The 14389-nt window shown below is 41.6% G+C and carries 17 protein-coding genes; 1 reads left to right on the forward strand and 16 read right to left on the reverse strand.

The window, feature by feature from the left end:
• Positions 1-20 precede the first annotated feature (20 nt).
• The 14 genes from C6Y07_RS04885 to rpsU all read right to left on the reverse strand — a co-directional run bounded on the left by C6Y07_RS04885 (position 21) and on the right by rpsU (position 11093).
• On the reverse strand, positions 21-164 hold the full coding sequence (locus C6Y07_RS04885; RefSeq protein ID WP_003217288.1) for a YqzL family protein: 144 nt from the start codon (positions 162-164) through the stop codon (positions 21-23).
• A gap of 148 nt (positions 165-312) precedes the next feature.
• Complete coding sequence (gene era, locus C6Y07_RS04890; RefSeq protein WP_060596663.1) at positions 313-1218, reverse strand: GTPase Era; 906 nt, start codon at positions 1216-1218, stop codon at positions 313-315.
• Positions 1211-1609, reverse strand: a complete 399-nt coding sequence (locus C6Y07_RS04895) for a cytidine deaminase (RefSeq protein ID WP_034661347.1) — start codon at positions 1607-1609, stop codon at positions 1211-1213. The genes era and C6Y07_RS04895 overlap by 8 nt, the downstream gene beginning before the upstream one ends.
• 113 nt (positions 1610-1722) lie before the next feature.
• Positions 1723-2109 carry a diacylglycerol kinase family protein gene (locus C6Y07_RS04900; RefSeq protein WP_060596662.1) on the reverse strand — a complete coding sequence of 129 codons (387 nt, stop codon included), beginning with the start codon at positions 2107-2109 and terminating at the stop codon, positions 1723-1725.
• The gene (gene ybeY, locus C6Y07_RS04905) at positions 2087-2566 is read right to left on the reverse strand and encodes an rRNA maturation RNase YbeY (protein ID WP_012010615.1); all 480 of its coding nucleotides are present in this window, start codon (positions 2564-2566) and stop codon (positions 2087-2089) included. Before ybeY ends, C6Y07_RS04900 begins: the two co-directional genes overlap by 23 nt.
• Positions 2567-4678, reverse strand: coding sequence for an HD family phosphohydrolase (locus C6Y07_RS04910; protein ID WP_374955736.1), 2112 nt, complete (start codon positions 4676-4678; stop codon positions 2567-2569).
• Positions 4679-4792: 114 nt separating this feature from the next.
• Positions 4793-5752 carry a PhoH family protein gene (locus C6Y07_RS04915; protein ID WP_060596660.1) on the reverse strand — a complete coding sequence of 320 codons (960 nt, stop codon included), beginning with the start codon at positions 5750-5752 and terminating at the stop codon, positions 4793-4795.
• Between the two features lie 3 nt (positions 5753-5755).
• Complete coding sequence (yqfD, locus tag C6Y07_RS04920; protein WP_106030980.1) at positions 5756-6946, reverse strand: sporulation protein YqfD; 1191 nt, start codon at positions 6944-6946, stop codon at positions 5756-5758.
• A gap of 18 nt (positions 6947-6964) precedes the next feature.
• A complete protein-coding gene (gene yqfC / locus C6Y07_RS04925) occupies positions 6965-7246 on the reverse strand; it encodes a sporulation protein YqfC (RefSeq protein ID WP_012010618.1) in 282 nt (93 codons plus the stop codon).
• A gap of 206 nt (positions 7247-7452) precedes the next feature.
• Entirely contained in the window at positions 7453-7950 is a 498-nt protein-coding gene (locus C6Y07_RS04930; protein WP_060596658.1) for a hypothetical protein, read from the reverse strand.
• Positions 7951-7981: 31 nt separating this feature from the next.
• Positions 7982-8974: a flotillin-like protein FloA gene (gene floA / locus C6Y07_RS04935; protein WP_034661354.1), complete on the reverse strand. Its 993-nt coding sequence runs from the start codon at positions 8972-8974 to the stop codon at positions 7982-7984.
• 26 nt (positions 8975-9000) lie between these two features.
• Entirely contained in the window at positions 9001-10314 is a 1314-nt protein-coding gene (locus C6Y07_RS04940; RefSeq protein WP_060596657.1) for an NfeD family protein, read from the reverse strand.
• Positions 10315-10455: 141 nt separating this feature from the next.
• Positions 10456-10905, reverse strand: a complete 450-nt coding sequence (locus C6Y07_RS04945; RefSeq protein ID WP_060596656.1) for a GatB/YqeY domain-containing protein — start codon at positions 10903-10905, stop codon at positions 10456-10458.
• A gap of 14 nt (positions 10906-10919) precedes the next feature.
• Positions 10920-11093 carry a 30S ribosomal protein S21 gene (gene rpsU, locus C6Y07_RS04950; protein WP_003152957.1) on the reverse strand — a complete coding sequence of 58 codons (174 nt, stop codon included), beginning with the start codon at positions 11091-11093 and terminating at the stop codon, positions 10920-10922.
• Between the two features lie 182 nt (positions 11094-11275).
• Between rpsU and C6Y07_RS04955 the strand changes: the two genes are divergently transcribed.
• Positions 11276-12205 carry a Na/Pi symporter gene (locus C6Y07_RS04955; protein WP_060596655.1) on the forward strand — a complete coding sequence of 310 codons (930 nt, stop codon included), beginning with the start codon at positions 11276-11278 and terminating at the stop codon, positions 12203-12205.
• A gap of 41 nt (positions 12206-12246) precedes the next feature.
• Here C6Y07_RS04955 and mtaB read toward each other — a convergent pair whose 3' ends face one another.
• Positions 12247-13605 (reverse strand): tRNA (N(6)-L-threonylcarbamoyladenosine(37)-C(2))-methylthiotransferase MtaB, encoded by a 1359-nt coding sequence (gene mtaB, locus C6Y07_RS04960; protein WP_034661359.1) that lies wholly within the window; start codon positions 13603-13605, stop codon positions 12247-12249.
• Positions 13605-14375 carry a 16S rRNA (uracil(1498)-N(3))-methyltransferase gene (locus C6Y07_RS04965; protein WP_060596653.1) on the reverse strand — a complete coding sequence of 257 codons (771 nt, stop codon included), beginning with the start codon at positions 14373-14375 and terminating at the stop codon, positions 13605-13607. The genes mtaB and C6Y07_RS04965 overlap by 1 nt, the downstream gene beginning before the upstream one ends.
• Between the last annotated feature and the right edge of the window lie 14 nt (positions 14376-14389).

A 14389-nucleotide genomic window follows, 5' to 3' on the forward strand; every position in this document is an offset into this window, starting at 1 on the left:
GCATTGGAGGGGGTCAAGAATTATAAGATTGGAAAATCAAATCGTGCTATCTCTTCTTCAAGTACATCGGGTCTTTCCAGGTTCTCCTTTTCTAACTCTTTGAAAAGCAGATACGTGTCAACGCTTCCTGTTTGTGAAAATACGTTCCATGTAAAATTCAACATAAAAACCCCACCTTTCTTTATTAGAAGCAGCAACGCTACATCCAACATATTAATTTTATCTTGACCAAGCTACCTCCATTTCATGATAAACAATTTTTACTAATCGAACCGCACCATTGTCAGATTTTATGACAACAGCAGCGATTTTTTAATATTCGTCTTCTCTAAATCCGAAGTCACGAAGGTGAGTGGATTTATTACGCCAGTCCTTCTGAACCTTTACCCAAAGCTCCAGATACACTTTTGAACCGAGAAGTGCTTCAATATCTCTGCGCGCTTTTTGTCCCACTTCTTTTAATAAGCTGCCTCGTTTACCAATGACGATCCCTTTTTGTGAATCACGTTCTACGACAATGGTCGCCGCAACATGGATCTTGCCATTTTCATCTGGCTTAATGGATTCGATCGCAACTGCAATACTGTGCGGGATCTCTTCTCTCGTTAAATGCAGCACTTTTTCACGAATTAATTCAGAAATAATAAACCGCTCTGGATGATCTGTTACTTGATCTGCCGGATAAAATTGAGGGCCCTCAGGAAGATAACCTTCAATCTGCTGAAGAAGCGTGTCAATGTTGTTTCCTTCAAGAGCTGAAATTGGCACAATTTCCTTAAATGGATAACGTGTGCGGTATTCATCAATTAAAAGGAACAGCTCATCTGGGTGAATTTGGTCGATTTTATTGACGACTAGGAATACCGGTGTAGATGTTTGCTTGAGTCGTTCAATGATGAATTCATCACCCTTGCCATAGCCTTCCTGTGCATTGATCATAAACAAGATCAGGTCGACTTCCTTCAGTGTATTTGTAGCCACTCTCATCATAAAGTCACCAAGCTTATGCTTAGGTTTATGAATCCCTGGTGTATCGATAAAGATCGTTTGTGACGTGTTTGTTGTCAAGACACCTTGCACTTTGTTTCGTGTCGTTTGGGGCTTATCACTCATGATGGCGATCTTTTGTCCAATCACACGATTAAGAAAGGTTGATTTTCCTACATTTGGTCTTCCAATAATTGATACAAATCCTGATTTGAAGCTTTCGTTAGTCATTTAAATCCTCCGGTGAAAATGCGCCTGGCAATAGTTCGTTTACTGTTGTTTCGTATATATGTCCTTTTAAGTTCGTTAGAATCACTGGCATATCAGGTGCACACAGCTCTGAAATGACCTGTCTGCATGCGCCGCACGGCGAAACAGGCCGGTCTGTATCAGCCACTACCGCTAGCATTTGAAACGATGTGATGCCTTCTGAATAGGCTTTAAAAAGTGCTGTTCTTTCCGCACAATTACACATGCCATATGCTGCATTTTCAATGTTGCAGCCGCCATACACTTTTCCATCATTCGACAATAATGCTGCACCGACTTTGAATTTTGAATAGGGTACATATGCAAAATCTCTTGCTTTAACTGCTTCTGAAATCAACTCTTGTTTGTTCATTCCTAGTTCCCACTTTCAGAAGAAATGGACCCACTGTCACATTTATATTTTACATAATTCACGTGACATTTTCACGCCCATTTCTAAAAATGTTAATAAATAGTAATATTGTTCTATTGCATGATCTTCGGTAAGAAGATGATCACCCCAATCATAACCGAAATCGCGGCGTAAACGCAAACAGCGCCTGCTGCAGCGTCCTTCGCTCTCTCTGCAAGAGGGTGCTTATCTTCTGTCATCAGGTCCACTGTATGTTCAATGGCTGTATTGACAAGTTCAAGCGCAAACATCCCCCCGCATAAAAGCAAAACGATCATCCATTCGTATGGTTCAATGTGAAACCAAAAGCCGCAGATCACCACGATGATGGCTGCGACTGTGTGAAATCGAAAATTCCGTTCATTCAAGAAAGTTCGCCATATTCCTCTAAATGCATAATAAAAACTCCGAAAAAAACGGGCAAGCGGCCTTCTTTTCTTACGAAGATCTTGAAAGGCCATAATCATCCAAGATCTTTGTCTGTTTGGCGAACATTTCTTTTTCATCTTCTTCTGTCATATGATCAAACCCGAGCAAATGAAGGAACCCATGAATGGTGAGGAATCCAAGCTCTCTCATAAAGGAATGTCCATATTCCTCTGCCTGCTCTTTCGTACGGTCCACACTAATGATGATGTCGCCGAGTACAGGCGGAATATCATCAGCACCAATGATTTCAATTTCCCCTTCTCCTTCTTCCTCAAGTGCAAAGGAGATGACATCCGTTGGTGCGTCTTTCCCGCGGTATTCTTTATTGATTTGATGAATCTCTTCATTCGAGACGATCGTCACTGATACCTCCGCTTGATCTTTGACCTCAAGGGCATCTGCAGCGAACTGAAGAAGCTTTTCCACTTCTTCAAGCTGCTCTTTTGATACTTGTCCTGTTTCATCTATTAAATCGATTAACAATGTCATTTACTTCACCTTCTGCTTCGGGGCATCTGGATATTCAATCCGAGAATGAAAAATCCCCTTTAATGTTGTACAAATCGTTTGACCAATAATATTTAATTCTTTAAATGTCAGATCACATTCACTAAATTGCCCATCCTGCATTTTATCTGAAATAATGCCTTTGACGAGCTTTTCGATTCGCTCTGGATTTGGATTATGCATCGATCGTACTGCCGCTTCAACGCTGTCCGCTACAGAAATAATTGCCGCTTCTTTTGATTGCGGTTTTGGACCAGGATAACGGAATTCTTCCTCTGTCACCTGATCATCACGCTCTTTTGCCTTATAGTAAAAGAACTTTAACAGTGACTTCCCGTGATGCTGTTCTGCAATATCGACAAGCTCTTCAGGAAACTTCTTTTCTCTCAGCATATCAGCTCCATCTGTCGTATGGGCAATAATGATATTTTTACTTAGCTGAGGAGAAAGCTTGTCATGCGGATTATCAATGTTCATTTGGTTTTCGATAAAGTATTGCGGTCTTTTCGTTTTCCCAATGTCATGATAATAAGCGCCAACCCTTGCTAAAAGACCGTTTGCGCCGACTGCTTCACATGCAGCATCCGCTAAATTTGCCACCATGACACTATGATGATATGTACCTGGTGTCTCTGTTAAAATCTTTTTGAGCAGCGGATGATTTGGGTTTGATAATTCAATCAGCTTCATTGTTGAAAGGATGCCGAACATACTCTCAAACACAGGCATTAACCCAATGACCAAAATAGATGATGCAAACCCTGACACAAACGCCATCATGAGGTTCACACCGATTTCAAGCCCTGATGGTGAGGAGTTTTGGATCAGCGTAATGGATAGAACCACAAGGACATTCATTAAAGCGACCCAAAGCCCTGCCTGCAATATTTTTGAACGTGCATTATGCTTTCTCAAAAATAAAATGCCCGCCATCCCGTTCACAAGGTAATAAGCACAGATCACATAGTTAAAGACGCCGGTTACTCCTTGATTAAACATCATACTGCCGCAAAGAGCAAATACAAGGCCAGAGAAGATCGCTAGCCGCTCATTGATAAGCAGCTTGATCAGCATCGTGCCAAGTGCCACTGGTACCACATAACCTATCGTCGTATACTTCGTTTCCTGGAAGAGACTGAATACTTCCATGATGACTAAAATAATGGTGAAAATAAGCGAGTAGAGCAGCAACGACTTATTCTTATGAACAAGCGATTTTTTCCTCGTTTCAAGTGAATGAATAATCGCTGCTAAAAACAGACCAATCAATATCATAAGACCGCTTACAGGCTTAATCAAATTGGAGCTGTTTAAGAGGCCTGTCAGTTCTAATTTACGATACACTTCCCGGTCGATAAGTTCTCCTTCTTCGACTAAAATTTGCCCTTGCTTAATCTGAACCGGCTGAATATTATCAGCGGCTTCTTGTCTTTTCTTCTCTGTAGCCACTGGATCAAATACATAGTTTGGAATGATCGCAAATTCACCAATTTCTTTTGCTGCATTTAAGTATTTTGATGGAATTGAATTATTTTCAAGCTCTGTTTTCACTTGTTTTTTCTCATCTTGTAATTTCGCTGCTGTGATTTCTTTACTCATCAGTGAATTCACCACTGTGATGATGGAATCCTTAGTAAAAGAGAGATTTTCGTCACTTGCCTGAAGCAGTGCTTTGATGGATTGGTCTGAAACAGCCTCCTGCATATCTGATGTGAGTTTTTCTTTGACACGCTTGACCATTTCTTTATCTGATGGCGGATTCTCTTTTTCATCAGCTGCTTTCTTCTCTTCTTTAATGGCTTCAAAAAGGGAGGAGATGAGGTCAACACGATTGTCAGAATACGCTTTTTTGAGTGTATATTGATCCTCTACTTGATCTGTTGCTTCTTGCTTCTTTTCTTCTGTCGCTTCTTGATCATCGACGGTTGATGGAGAATAGATGGTCTGTTCGCTCACTGAAAATAAATCTAAGTCGAGCGATTCAGGCTTTACATGGAAGAAGAGCACCACGAATAGAATGGCTGCTAAACCTGCGTATAGCAAAACATTTAAATAACGTGAGCGCTCCATTTTCTGAGGTTCTTTTTTAGACAGTAGTCTTTTGCGCTGACTGTCTTTCTGATTCTTTCTCAAGGAAAGTACCTCCTTTTTTACTTTAAACCACGATCGAAACAAAATGACCCGATGAAGACGATCGGGTCACTAAGTTCATTTTTGCTTTTCGTATGCTCCGATGATCTTCGCCACAAGCGGGTGTCTGACCACATCTGTCTGGTCTAACTCAATAAATGAAATGCCCTTGATCTCTGCAAGCATGTCCTTTGCAGCTGCAAGACCAGACTGCATGCCTTTCGGCAGATCAATCTGTGTAATATCTCCTGTAATGACCATTTTAGAGCCAAACCCAAGTCTCGTCAAAAACATTTTCATTTGGGCAGGCGTTGTATTCTGCGCTTCATCTAAAATAACAAATGCATCATCGAGTGTCCGCCCTCTCATGTAGGCAAGAGGCGCTATTTCAATCACGCCGCGCTCGATTAAACGTTCCGTATGATCACTGCCAAGCACATCATGCAAGGCATCATATAGTGGTCTTAAATAAGGATCTACTTTTTCCTTTAGATCACCTGGTAAAAAGCCAAGACTCTCTCCTGCTTCAACAGCTGGTCTTGTCAGGATAATCCGTTTCACATGTCCATTTTTCAGTGCATGTACCGCGTTGACGACTGCCAAATACGTCTTCCCTGTTCCAGCTGGTCCAATTCCAAAGACCAGGTCATCTTTTTTCATCGCCGCAGCATATTCCCGCTGGCCAATGGTTTTTACCCTGATTGACTTCCCTTTAGCATTTTTCGTAATTTCATCTTCATACATATTTTCAAAATAATTGAGCTTGTCTTTTTGCGCCATTTTAATGGCATAGACGACATCCCGTTCAGAAATCTCAATTCCTTTTCGGATGAGATGTAAGAGAGATGTAATCAGACGGCTCGCTGTTTCTCTTGATGCTTCCTGACCAGAAACATACACTTTTTCTCCGCGCGTAATAATGGAGACATTCAGCTCGTTTTCCATCAGTTTCAGATAAGCATCTTGATTTCCAAATAAAGCAATCGCTTCGTTTGGGCTATCTAATTTTTGTTGAATTTCAAGTAAATGTTCTGTCATTCTCTAGTCTCCCTGAACAATAGGTGTTGGTTGAACAATATCTTCTATTACTTGGTAAAGGATGATTAACTTAACTTTACCATTCCCTGTTGTCTCGTGCAAAACTTTTTCACTTTTCACCTCTCCTGTTTGACCTAGCTTCTCTTCTAATTCTTTTTTACCCATTTTAATCCCTGCTTGAACCGCTTCTTTATTTGTGTATGTCCGATTTATTTTTTCACTTTCGCGTGTCATTTCTTTTTCATAGGAAAATGGGAGCTGGAAGTTTAAGAAATGTAGTGGGTGAACTTCTGTTTCTGTTTTTGGCTGCTTAAAATCATCCTTTTTAAAGGAAATGCCCCAAAATGGCATTGAACCTCCAAATGCGGAGAGCTTGTGCTTTGTCTTCATTTTACCCGTAAAGACATCAAAAGATGTTCGAAGAGGGACAGAAACTTCAGAACGGTACCACGTTTCACCATAAATTTTCGCTCTAGCACCCACCGTTTTTTGCTGGTCTTCGCTGCCGATGAGGCCAGAGACGAGCATCTGCCCTTTCTTCACATGTTCGTCAACCGCGGCAAGCGGCTCCCCTTTTTCCACATACATTCTCGTGATGACAGCCTTCTTCTTGGCAACGATGTGCTGAGGACTCGTATATTTCTCTTCTTCCGGCTCATTTTTTTCCACAACTTTCATTTGAAATGTTGTACCGTTTAGTTCAACGCCGACCCATGTAATGCTTTGAATATTGGCGGTCAGTGATTTTTGAATTTTCTCAGGTGTTCCCATTAGAAACTGAAAACGGCCTTTTTGCACTCCAATCTCGTCTAAATGCTTTCTCATCTGATGTTCAGTTTCTGGATTGGCTCCTTTAATATCAATTTTCCACACCATGTTTGAAAGCGCCAATATCGTCGCTAGAAAACACACAATCCCAAGGGTAAACCCAATATTCTTCCTTGACCATAGGAGAAGAAACGGAAATCCCTTCTTTTGATGAAATGAACATGTCACTTCATGATGTCTTTGTACTTTTCTGAAGGCATGTACATCTGATAAGCGAATAAATAAGCGCACGCTGTCTTGACGGCGGCTCACTTGAAACATTGTGATCCCCTGTCTCGTGCACTCATTGATGAGCCGCTCAATGCCGTTTCCCTTGATCTCCACTTCCACTCTACCAATAAAATAGGCGAACCATTTATTCTTCACACTTCTCCCCTCCGTCAGTTAAGAATCAATATAACGGACCTCATCGATTTTCCCTTCTAATAAGATCTCTTCTGGCAAAATCGTTTTAATCACAAAATCTTTCCCTGAAATAATGCATTGTCCTTGTTTGAGCATCAGCCTTACCTCTTGATCACTGAAAAGCAAAAGCCCTTTATGGTTCTCTATGTAAATGTGGAGTCTGCCAACCATCGTAATACGGGGAAGATCCATCATGACGTCTGGAGGGATTTCAAGTGTTCTTGTCAGCCATGCTTTAAGTCGATTTTTTCTTTTTCCCATTCAATAAGAACCCCTTCCCGCCCCATGTGTATGAGATCAAACTGAAAGATGGTGAGACTGATGAGAAAGCCTCTATATCATCCTATTCCTCAGCGGTTCAGATCATGCTAATGAATCCCGCAAAACAGCCGTTTCATCATTTTTACTGCGAGAAATCTCCATCAGGAAAAACAAAAAAGCCCCTTTATATAAAGGGACTTTCTTCTTTATCTTTTATATGGCCGTTTCATCGTTCTGTGCGGCTTTTTCGCGCGCGGCTCTCCAAATACTTCTCCAAGAAGCATGCCTTGAACAACAGTATTTTGGTTAAGCCTGTTAATGACGTGCGGCTTCATTTCCGCAGCAGAAGCTTTCGGTCTGGTCAGCTGCCTTTCAAGAGATTTGAACTCTTTATTCAGCTCGCTTTTTCTTTCTTCCATTTCAGCTAGTGTAGCGGTATAACGATCCTGTAAGGACTGTGAACCTTGTTTCTTCATCCCGCCATGATCATGTACATCGCCGAAATCGTCCAACTGGTCTGTTTTGACTGGGTTCGGGCTGGTTTGTTCTGCTTTCTTTTGAGGCATAGGCTTATTCTGAGGAGCCGGCTTATGTTGCTGGTTGTTTTGTTCCTTCTCCTCTTGTTTGCCGATTTTCCCAAATACAGCAGAGATGATACCGATGATAATCGCAATTAGTAACGGATTTTCAAATAGAATGTCCATTGGGCTCCCTCCTTAAAGCGTGAGAGGATGCTTATTTGTTTTCATTATCAGATGGACCTTTTGTCATTTTACCAAATGAATCTCTCATATCCGTATCAGCATCGATATTCTTAATGTTCATGTAGTCCATGACTCCAATATTACCTTCGCGTAATGCTTCAGCCATTGCAAGTGGTACTTCAGCCTCTGCTTCTACGACTTTCGCGCGCATTTCTTCAACTCTTGCACGCATTTCTTGTTCTTGGGCAACAGCCATTGCGCGGCGTTCTTCCGCTTTCGCTTGTGCGATGTTTTTGTCTGCTTCTGCTTGGTCCGTTTGCAGAATCGCCCCGATGTTCTTACCGATATCCACATCTGCGATATCAATCGAGAGAATTTCAAACGCAGTACCTGAATCTAATCCTTTACCAAGAACCGTTTGAGAAATCATATCTGGATTTTCTAAAACCTTTTTATGATTATTTGATGAACCGATTGTAGAGACAATTCCTTCACCTACACGAGCAATGATTGTTTCTTCCCCTGCACCACCGACAAGTCGTTCGATGTTTGCGCGAACTGTAATACGTGCTTTGGCTTTTACTTCAATCCCGTCCATTGCCACACCAGAGATAAATGGTGTTTCAATGACTTTAGGATTTACACTCATTTGTACAGCTTCAAGTACGTCACGGCCTGCTAGGTCGATCGCTGCACAACGTGCAAAGTTCAATTCGATATTCGCACGTTGAGCCGCGATTAATGCGTTCACAACACGGTCAACGTTACCACCTGCCAGGTAGTGACTTTCTAATTGGTTAATCGTCACATCAAGACCTGCTTTATGTGCTTTGATGAGCGGATTGACCACTCGGTTTGGAATGACTCGACGAAGTCTCATTCCTACAAGTGTAAAAATGCTCACTCTTACGCCAGCCGCTAAGGCAGAAATCCACAGCATCACCGGTACAAAGGTGAAGAAGATCGATAGAACGATCAGACCTGCTGCGATAATCACAAATAATAGTAAAGTAGATGGATCCATTTTATTCCTCCTATAAAATCAGTTATCTATACTTTCCTCACGACAATGCGTGAGCCTTCCGCTTTGACGATTTTAACCTGTTCATCCTTGTCAATAAACGCACCTTCTGACACAACGTCAATGCGCTCATCTCCGAGTACAGCCGTCCCAGATGGGCGAAGCGCTGTTAATGTAACAGCGATCTGTCCAACAAGATCCTCTCTTGTTTCATTTGAGACATAACCGCTTTCTTTATTGGTTGAATCGGTTAAAATGAACTTTTTAAAAAATTTCATACGTTTCCCCAACACCTTTGTCAATAAAATAACTGCTATGATTGAAACAGCAGTGGCAATCAAGATGGAAATCGCCATTTCTGTAAAGCTTCCAGCTGCTAAAAATAAGCTGGCAACAACACAGATCAGTCCAATGACACCTACGATTCCCCCCGGCAAAAACAATTCCAGAATAATGAGCAATATCCCTGCTAAGAACAGGAACAACGTCTCATATCCTGCAAAACCAGCCACGAGATGTCCATAAAAGAATAAAAGAAGCGCTGTCACTCCCATGGTGCCTGGAACCCCAAAGCCAGGAGAATAGAGCTCAACAATTAACCCTAAGCTTGCGATGGATAAAAGGATTGGAATGACGATTGGGTGCGTGAGAAAGCGCGCAACCTTTTCAGCAAAGCTCACTTCATCGTATTGAACAGAAGCGTCTGCTAATTTCAGCTTCTGAAGCAAGTCATCTAAATTCTTCACTTCACCTTCTGCGTAACCAAATTGAAGCGCTCGATCCGTATTAAAGGTGAGCAGTTCTCCTTTTGGTGCACCAGCATCCTTCGCATCTATGTCTGGATCAGCCATCGCAAGCGCATATTTCGGATCACGCCCCTGCTTTTCGGCAGCATCACTCATTTCAGCAAGCCATAGCGATTCAGATTTTTGATCGGCAGCATTGCCTTCCCCATCAATGATCGCAGCAGCTCCCATCTTTCCATTTGGGGTCATATAAATCTCGTCGGCATTTAGTGCAAGGAATGCCCCGGCTGAAAGCGCTCTATGATTCACAAATGCTGTCACAGGGATATCAGACGCACGAATGGTATCTGCAATCTCAAGCGCCGCATCGACTGCACCACCTGGTGTATTGATGTCTAGAATGATATGTTTCGCTCGTTCGGACTTTGCCTGCTCAAATGATCGTTCAATAAATTTAGAAAGTCCTTTTTCTACTGTATCTTCAATTGGGATAACATGAACTTTCTGATCTACTGATTTCGCGGTCAATTGAACCCCTAATAACAAGCATATTATAAAACAACTGAAGAGAGCAATAGAAATTTTTATTTTTTTCATCTATTTGGTGATCCCTCCTCTCTATCTTCCATTTTACCGTTCCTTTACATACGTTACAAATGTATCATAGGTTTCATTTTTATATGACAGAATGATGAAGGTATAAAAAAAGTACCCTTCTAACAATAGAAGGATACTTTTTTATTGAGACAGCTGCTCGCTGACAAGTCTGTTAATGACAGCACCATCAGCTTTACCTTTTACTTTTGGCATAATAGCGCTCATGACTTTACCCATATCAGCCTTCGATGAAGCACCTGTTTCAGCGATCGTTTCTTTCACGATCGTTTGCAGTTCTTCTTCAGAAAACTGTTCAGGTAAATAAACGTCTAAGATGTCAATCTCTTTTTGAACTTTATCTACTAAATCTAAGCGATTAGCTTTCGAAAATTCATGGAGGGAGTCTTTACGTTGCTTAATCTCGCGGGAAAGGACGGTTAGTTCCTCATCGCCGGTCAAACTGTCTTTCTTAAGCTTAATTGCTTCATTTTGGAGCGAAGCCTTTACCATACGAATGACAACAAGCTTGTCTTTCTCACGGTTTTTCATAAAAAGCTTCATATCAGTATTTAATTGCTCAAGAAGACTCATAAAATCCACCCTCTTTAGAATTTACGTTTTCTAGCAGCTTCAGACTTTTTCTTGCGCTTTACGCTAGGCTTTTCATAAAATTCACGCTTTCTTGCTTCTTGCAATGTTCCAGTTTTGGATACACTGCGTTTAAAGCGACGAAGAGCATCTTCAAGCGATTCGTTTTTTCTAACGACCGTTTTTGACATTCTCTTTCCCTCCCTCCGAATACACCAATCGACTGCATTAAAAAAAGATATACATGCAAAACATGTACCTAGACATTATAATATAAGCCTAGTGTGAGGTCAACTAAGTGATTTGGAAATATATTTTCGTCATGAGCAGGTAGACAAGTCCATATATTCATTGGTAAGAGGAGGACTTTTCTATGATGGCGATCATTTATTTTTGTGCACTTATTTTCATTTTTTTATGGTCAATGGGTTTGCTGAGAAAAGGATTAATGGCGCTTGCGTCGTCTCGTATTGAGAAATCACTTCTTCTCTTTACAGATCACCCAATAAAAGCATTCTTGGTCAGCATCGTATTTACAGGGATTCTTCAAAGCAGTTCAGCCTTTATGGTCATCGTGATCGGCTTTGTCAGTACAGGCATTCTCTCTTTTAAAAAATCCATTCCAATGATTCTTGGCACCAATATTGGCTCCACGTTTACAACAGAATTTATCGCCATTAAAATGGATGTTTTCATGTGGGTCTTAATCCTAGCTGGTCTGATATGCATCATGTTAGGCAGGAAATCTTTTAGGCATGCAGGAAAAAGTATATTTGGGCTCGGGATGATCTTTTTTTGTATTCAAGGCTTTTCTAAAATTGCAGGTATGATGACAAGTCAGCCTGAGACATTGCGCTTTCTTGAAATGATGCAGCATTCTGACTGGACGGCGCTGCTTTCGGGTACCATTTTCACAGCGATTGTTCATTCGAGCTCCGTCTGTATCGGCATTTTAATGGGGTTTATGAATGAAGGAACTGTTGGGCTTCAGGAAGGCATAAGCTTTGTGTTAGGGTCAAATATCGGGACATGTATTACAGCCGTAATGGCTGCCATATCTGGCGGCTATGCAGCACGTCAAACCGCTTATGCACACGTTTTGTTTAATGTGCTCGGCGTGCTTTTATGTCTCCCATTTCTCGCCATGATGACGGAATTCGTCGCCCTTCTTGCAAACGCTCCAGCCCAGCAAATTGCGCACTTCAGCCTGCTGTTTAATGTGGCAAGCTCTTTGCTTTTCTTCCCGTTCATTCATCCATTTCACACATTGATCTTATGTCTTTTACCAAATCAGTCAAAATAAAAAAACCAGCTTGCCCTTTTGGCAGCCGGTTTTTTTATCTATTATGAGGTCATTCTCACTTTGTCTGTTTGCACATCATCACTGATACGAACGAATTGTCCTTCGTTATAAGGATAACCCGCTTTCATGATTTTCACTTTGACCAAACGGCCGATCATGTCCTCTGTTCCTTCAAAAACAACCTTCATATAGTTATCTGTATATCCCACATAAAGATTGTGCTTTCCTTCTTGTTCTTTGAAGGATTCTTCCGGAATAATCTCTAGGACATCTCCTTCATAAGCTGATGCATATTCTTTCGCAAGCTGGTCAGAAAGAGCAATCAAGCGGTGGACGCGTTCGTTTTTCACATTTTCATCCACTTGATCTTCCATTCTTGCAGCTGGCGTACCTGTACGTTTGCTGTAAGGGAATACGTGTAGTTCAGAGAATTGATGGTCTTTGACAAAATTGTACGTTTCCAAAAACTCTTCCTCTGTTTCCCCAGGGAATCCAACAATCACATCAGAGGTGACAGCAAGGCCTGGCAATGCTTTTTTCAGCTTTGTTAAACGCTCTGCAAAGAATTCCATCGTATATTTACGGCGCATTCTTTTCAGGACTGTATTCGAGCCAGATTGAAGCGGGATGTGCAAGTGTCTGACAATCTTATCTGACTGATCAAGCACTTCAATCACTTCATCTGTAATTTGGCTTGCTTCGATAGATGAAATACGGATTCGTTTTAAACCGATGACACGTTCATCTAATTCTTTCAGAAGCTTTGCAAAGTTATAATCCTTTAAGTCTTCTCCGTATCCGCCTGTGTGAATACCTGTTAATACAATTTCTTTATAGCCGGCATCCACAAGCTGCTGCGCTTGGTTGATGACCTCTTCTGGATTACGAGAACGAAGAAGTCCGCGAGCCCAAGGAATAATGCAGAATGTACAGAAATTGTTACAGCCTTCTTGGATTTTTAATGAAGCGCGTGTTCTGTCTGTAAATGCAGGAACATCGAGTTCTTCAAACACACGTGCTTTCATGATATTGCCAACCCCATTAATCGGCTGTCTTTCTCTGCGATATTCTTCAATGTAACCGAGTAATTTATGTCTGTCTTGTGTTCCAACGACAATATCAACACCAGGAATCGCCATAATTTCTGCTGGAGATGTTTGCGCATAACAGCCTGTTACACAAATGACACCATCCGGGTTATGACGAATGGCTCTTCTAATAACTTGGCGGCTTTTTTTATCGCCTGTATTCGTGACCGTACATGTATTAATGACATATACGTCTGCTTTTGATTCATACTCTTTTCTTTCATAGCCTGCTTCTTTAAACAGCTGCCAGATCGCTTCTGTTTCATAGTGATTGACCTTACAGCCAAGTGTATGGAACGCTACTGTTCCCATCATGATTCACCTCTTAATAACTCTGTTTGATAAGATATAGCAGAAAGCGCGTAAAGAGGAGCTGTTTCCGTTCTTAAAATGCGTGGTCCGAGCCCGCAAATGACTGCACCAAGCGTTTCAAGCTCGTCAATCTCCTTTTCTGCCAAACCGCCTTCAGGGCCAAAAACCACGAGCAAGGTTTGTCCGCCTTTCATCTGTTGGAGCACAGTTTGAAAGCGGCTTTGCTCTCCTTCTTTCGATGATTCTTCGTATGCAACGACACATTTATCGAATTCACCAGCTAATTGAGTCAGCTCTTTAAACGTTGATACTGGATCAACACGAGGAATGATATTCCGGTAGGACTGCTCAGCTGCTTCTTTCGCGATTTTCTCCCAGCGTTCTCGTTTTTTATGTGACTTCTTTTGGTCAAGCTTTGTAATGGAACGAGCCGCTTGAAACGGGATAAATGCACTTGCGCCAAGCTCTGTGCCTTTTTGGATAATCAGCTCAAGCTTATCTCCTTTTGGGAGACCGCTCGCAATTGTTACTTTTACCGGAAGCTCTCTGTCCTGATTTGTCCAGCCTTCAACGTGACAAATGACTTCTTCCTTTGTTATTGTATCAATTTTACTGAGCGCTTCAAAGCCGTCTGTCGTTAAGCAAAGGATTTCCTGCCCTGCTTTCATGCGCATGACGTTGGAAAGGTGATGTACATCTTCACCTTTTATGACGATAGATCCCTTTGCGATCACTTCTTCTTTCGTGAGGTCGATAAAATATCGTTGCATACGTGTCCTGACAC

Origin of the sequence: Bacillus sp. LNXM12-1 (assembly GCF_003004375.1) — a bacterium.
In the GTDB taxonomy this organism is placed as follows: domain Bacteria; phylum Bacillota; class Bacilli; order Bacillales; family Bacillaceae; genus Bacillus.

Bases quoted from the DNA above. Each gene is read 5' to 3' on its own strand.
- C6Y07_RS04885 (WP_003217288.1), bottom strand. From the start codon at position 164: ATGTTGAATTTTACATGGAACGTATTTTCACAAACAGGAAGCGTTGAC.
- era (WP_060596663.1), bottom strand. From the start codon at position 1,218: ATGACTAACGAAAGCTTCAAATCAGGATTTGTATCAATTATTGGAAGA.
- C6Y07_RS04895 (WP_034661347.1), bottom strand. From the start codon at position 1,609: ATGAACAAACAAGAGTTGATTTCAGAAGCAGTTAAAGCAAGAGATTTT.
- C6Y07_RS04900 (WP_060596662.1), bottom strand. From the start codon at position 2,109: ATGGCCTTTCAAGATCTTCGTAAGAAAAGAAGGCCGCTTGCCCGTTTT.
- ybeY (WP_012010615.1), bottom strand. From the start codon at position 2,566: ATGACATTGTTAATCGATTTAATAGATGAAACAGGACAAGTATCAAAA.
- C6Y07_RS04915 (WP_060596660.1), bottom strand. From the start codon at position 5,752: ATGACAGAACATTTACTTGAAATTCAACAAAAATTAGATAGCCCAAAC.
- yqfC (WP_012010618.1), bottom strand. From the start codon at position 7,246: ATGGGAAAAAGAAAAAATCGACTTAAAGCATGGCTGACAAGAACACTT.
- C6Y07_RS04930 (WP_060596658.1), bottom strand. From the start codon at position 7,950: ATGGACATTCTATTTGAAAATCCGTTACTAATTGCGATTATCATCGGT.
- floA (WP_034661354.1), bottom strand. From the start codon at position 8,974: ATGGATCCATCTACTTTACTATTATTTGTGATTATCGCAGCAGGTCTG.
- C6Y07_RS04940 (WP_060596657.1), bottom strand. From the start codon at position 10,314: ATGAAAAAAATAAAAATTTCTATTGCTCTCTTCAGTTGTTTTATAATA.
- C6Y07_RS04945 (WP_060596656.1), bottom strand. From the start codon at position 10,905: ATGAGTCTTCTTGAGCAATTAAATACTGATATGAAGCTTTTTATGAAA.
- rpsU (WP_003152957.1), bottom strand. From the start codon at position 11,093: ATGTCAAAAACGGTCGTTAGAAAAAACGAATCGCTTGAAGATGCTCTT.
- C6Y07_RS04955 (WP_060596655.1), top strand. From the start codon at position 11,276: ATGATGGCGATCATTTATTTTTGTGCACTTATTTTCATTTTTTTATGG.
- mtaB (WP_034661359.1), bottom strand. From the start codon at position 13,605: ATGGGAACAGTAGCGTTCCATACACTTGGCTGTAAGGTCAATCACTAT.
- C6Y07_RS04965 (WP_060596653.1), bottom strand. From the start codon at position 14,375: ATGCAACGATATTTTATCGACCTCACGAAAGAAGAAGTGATCGCAAAG.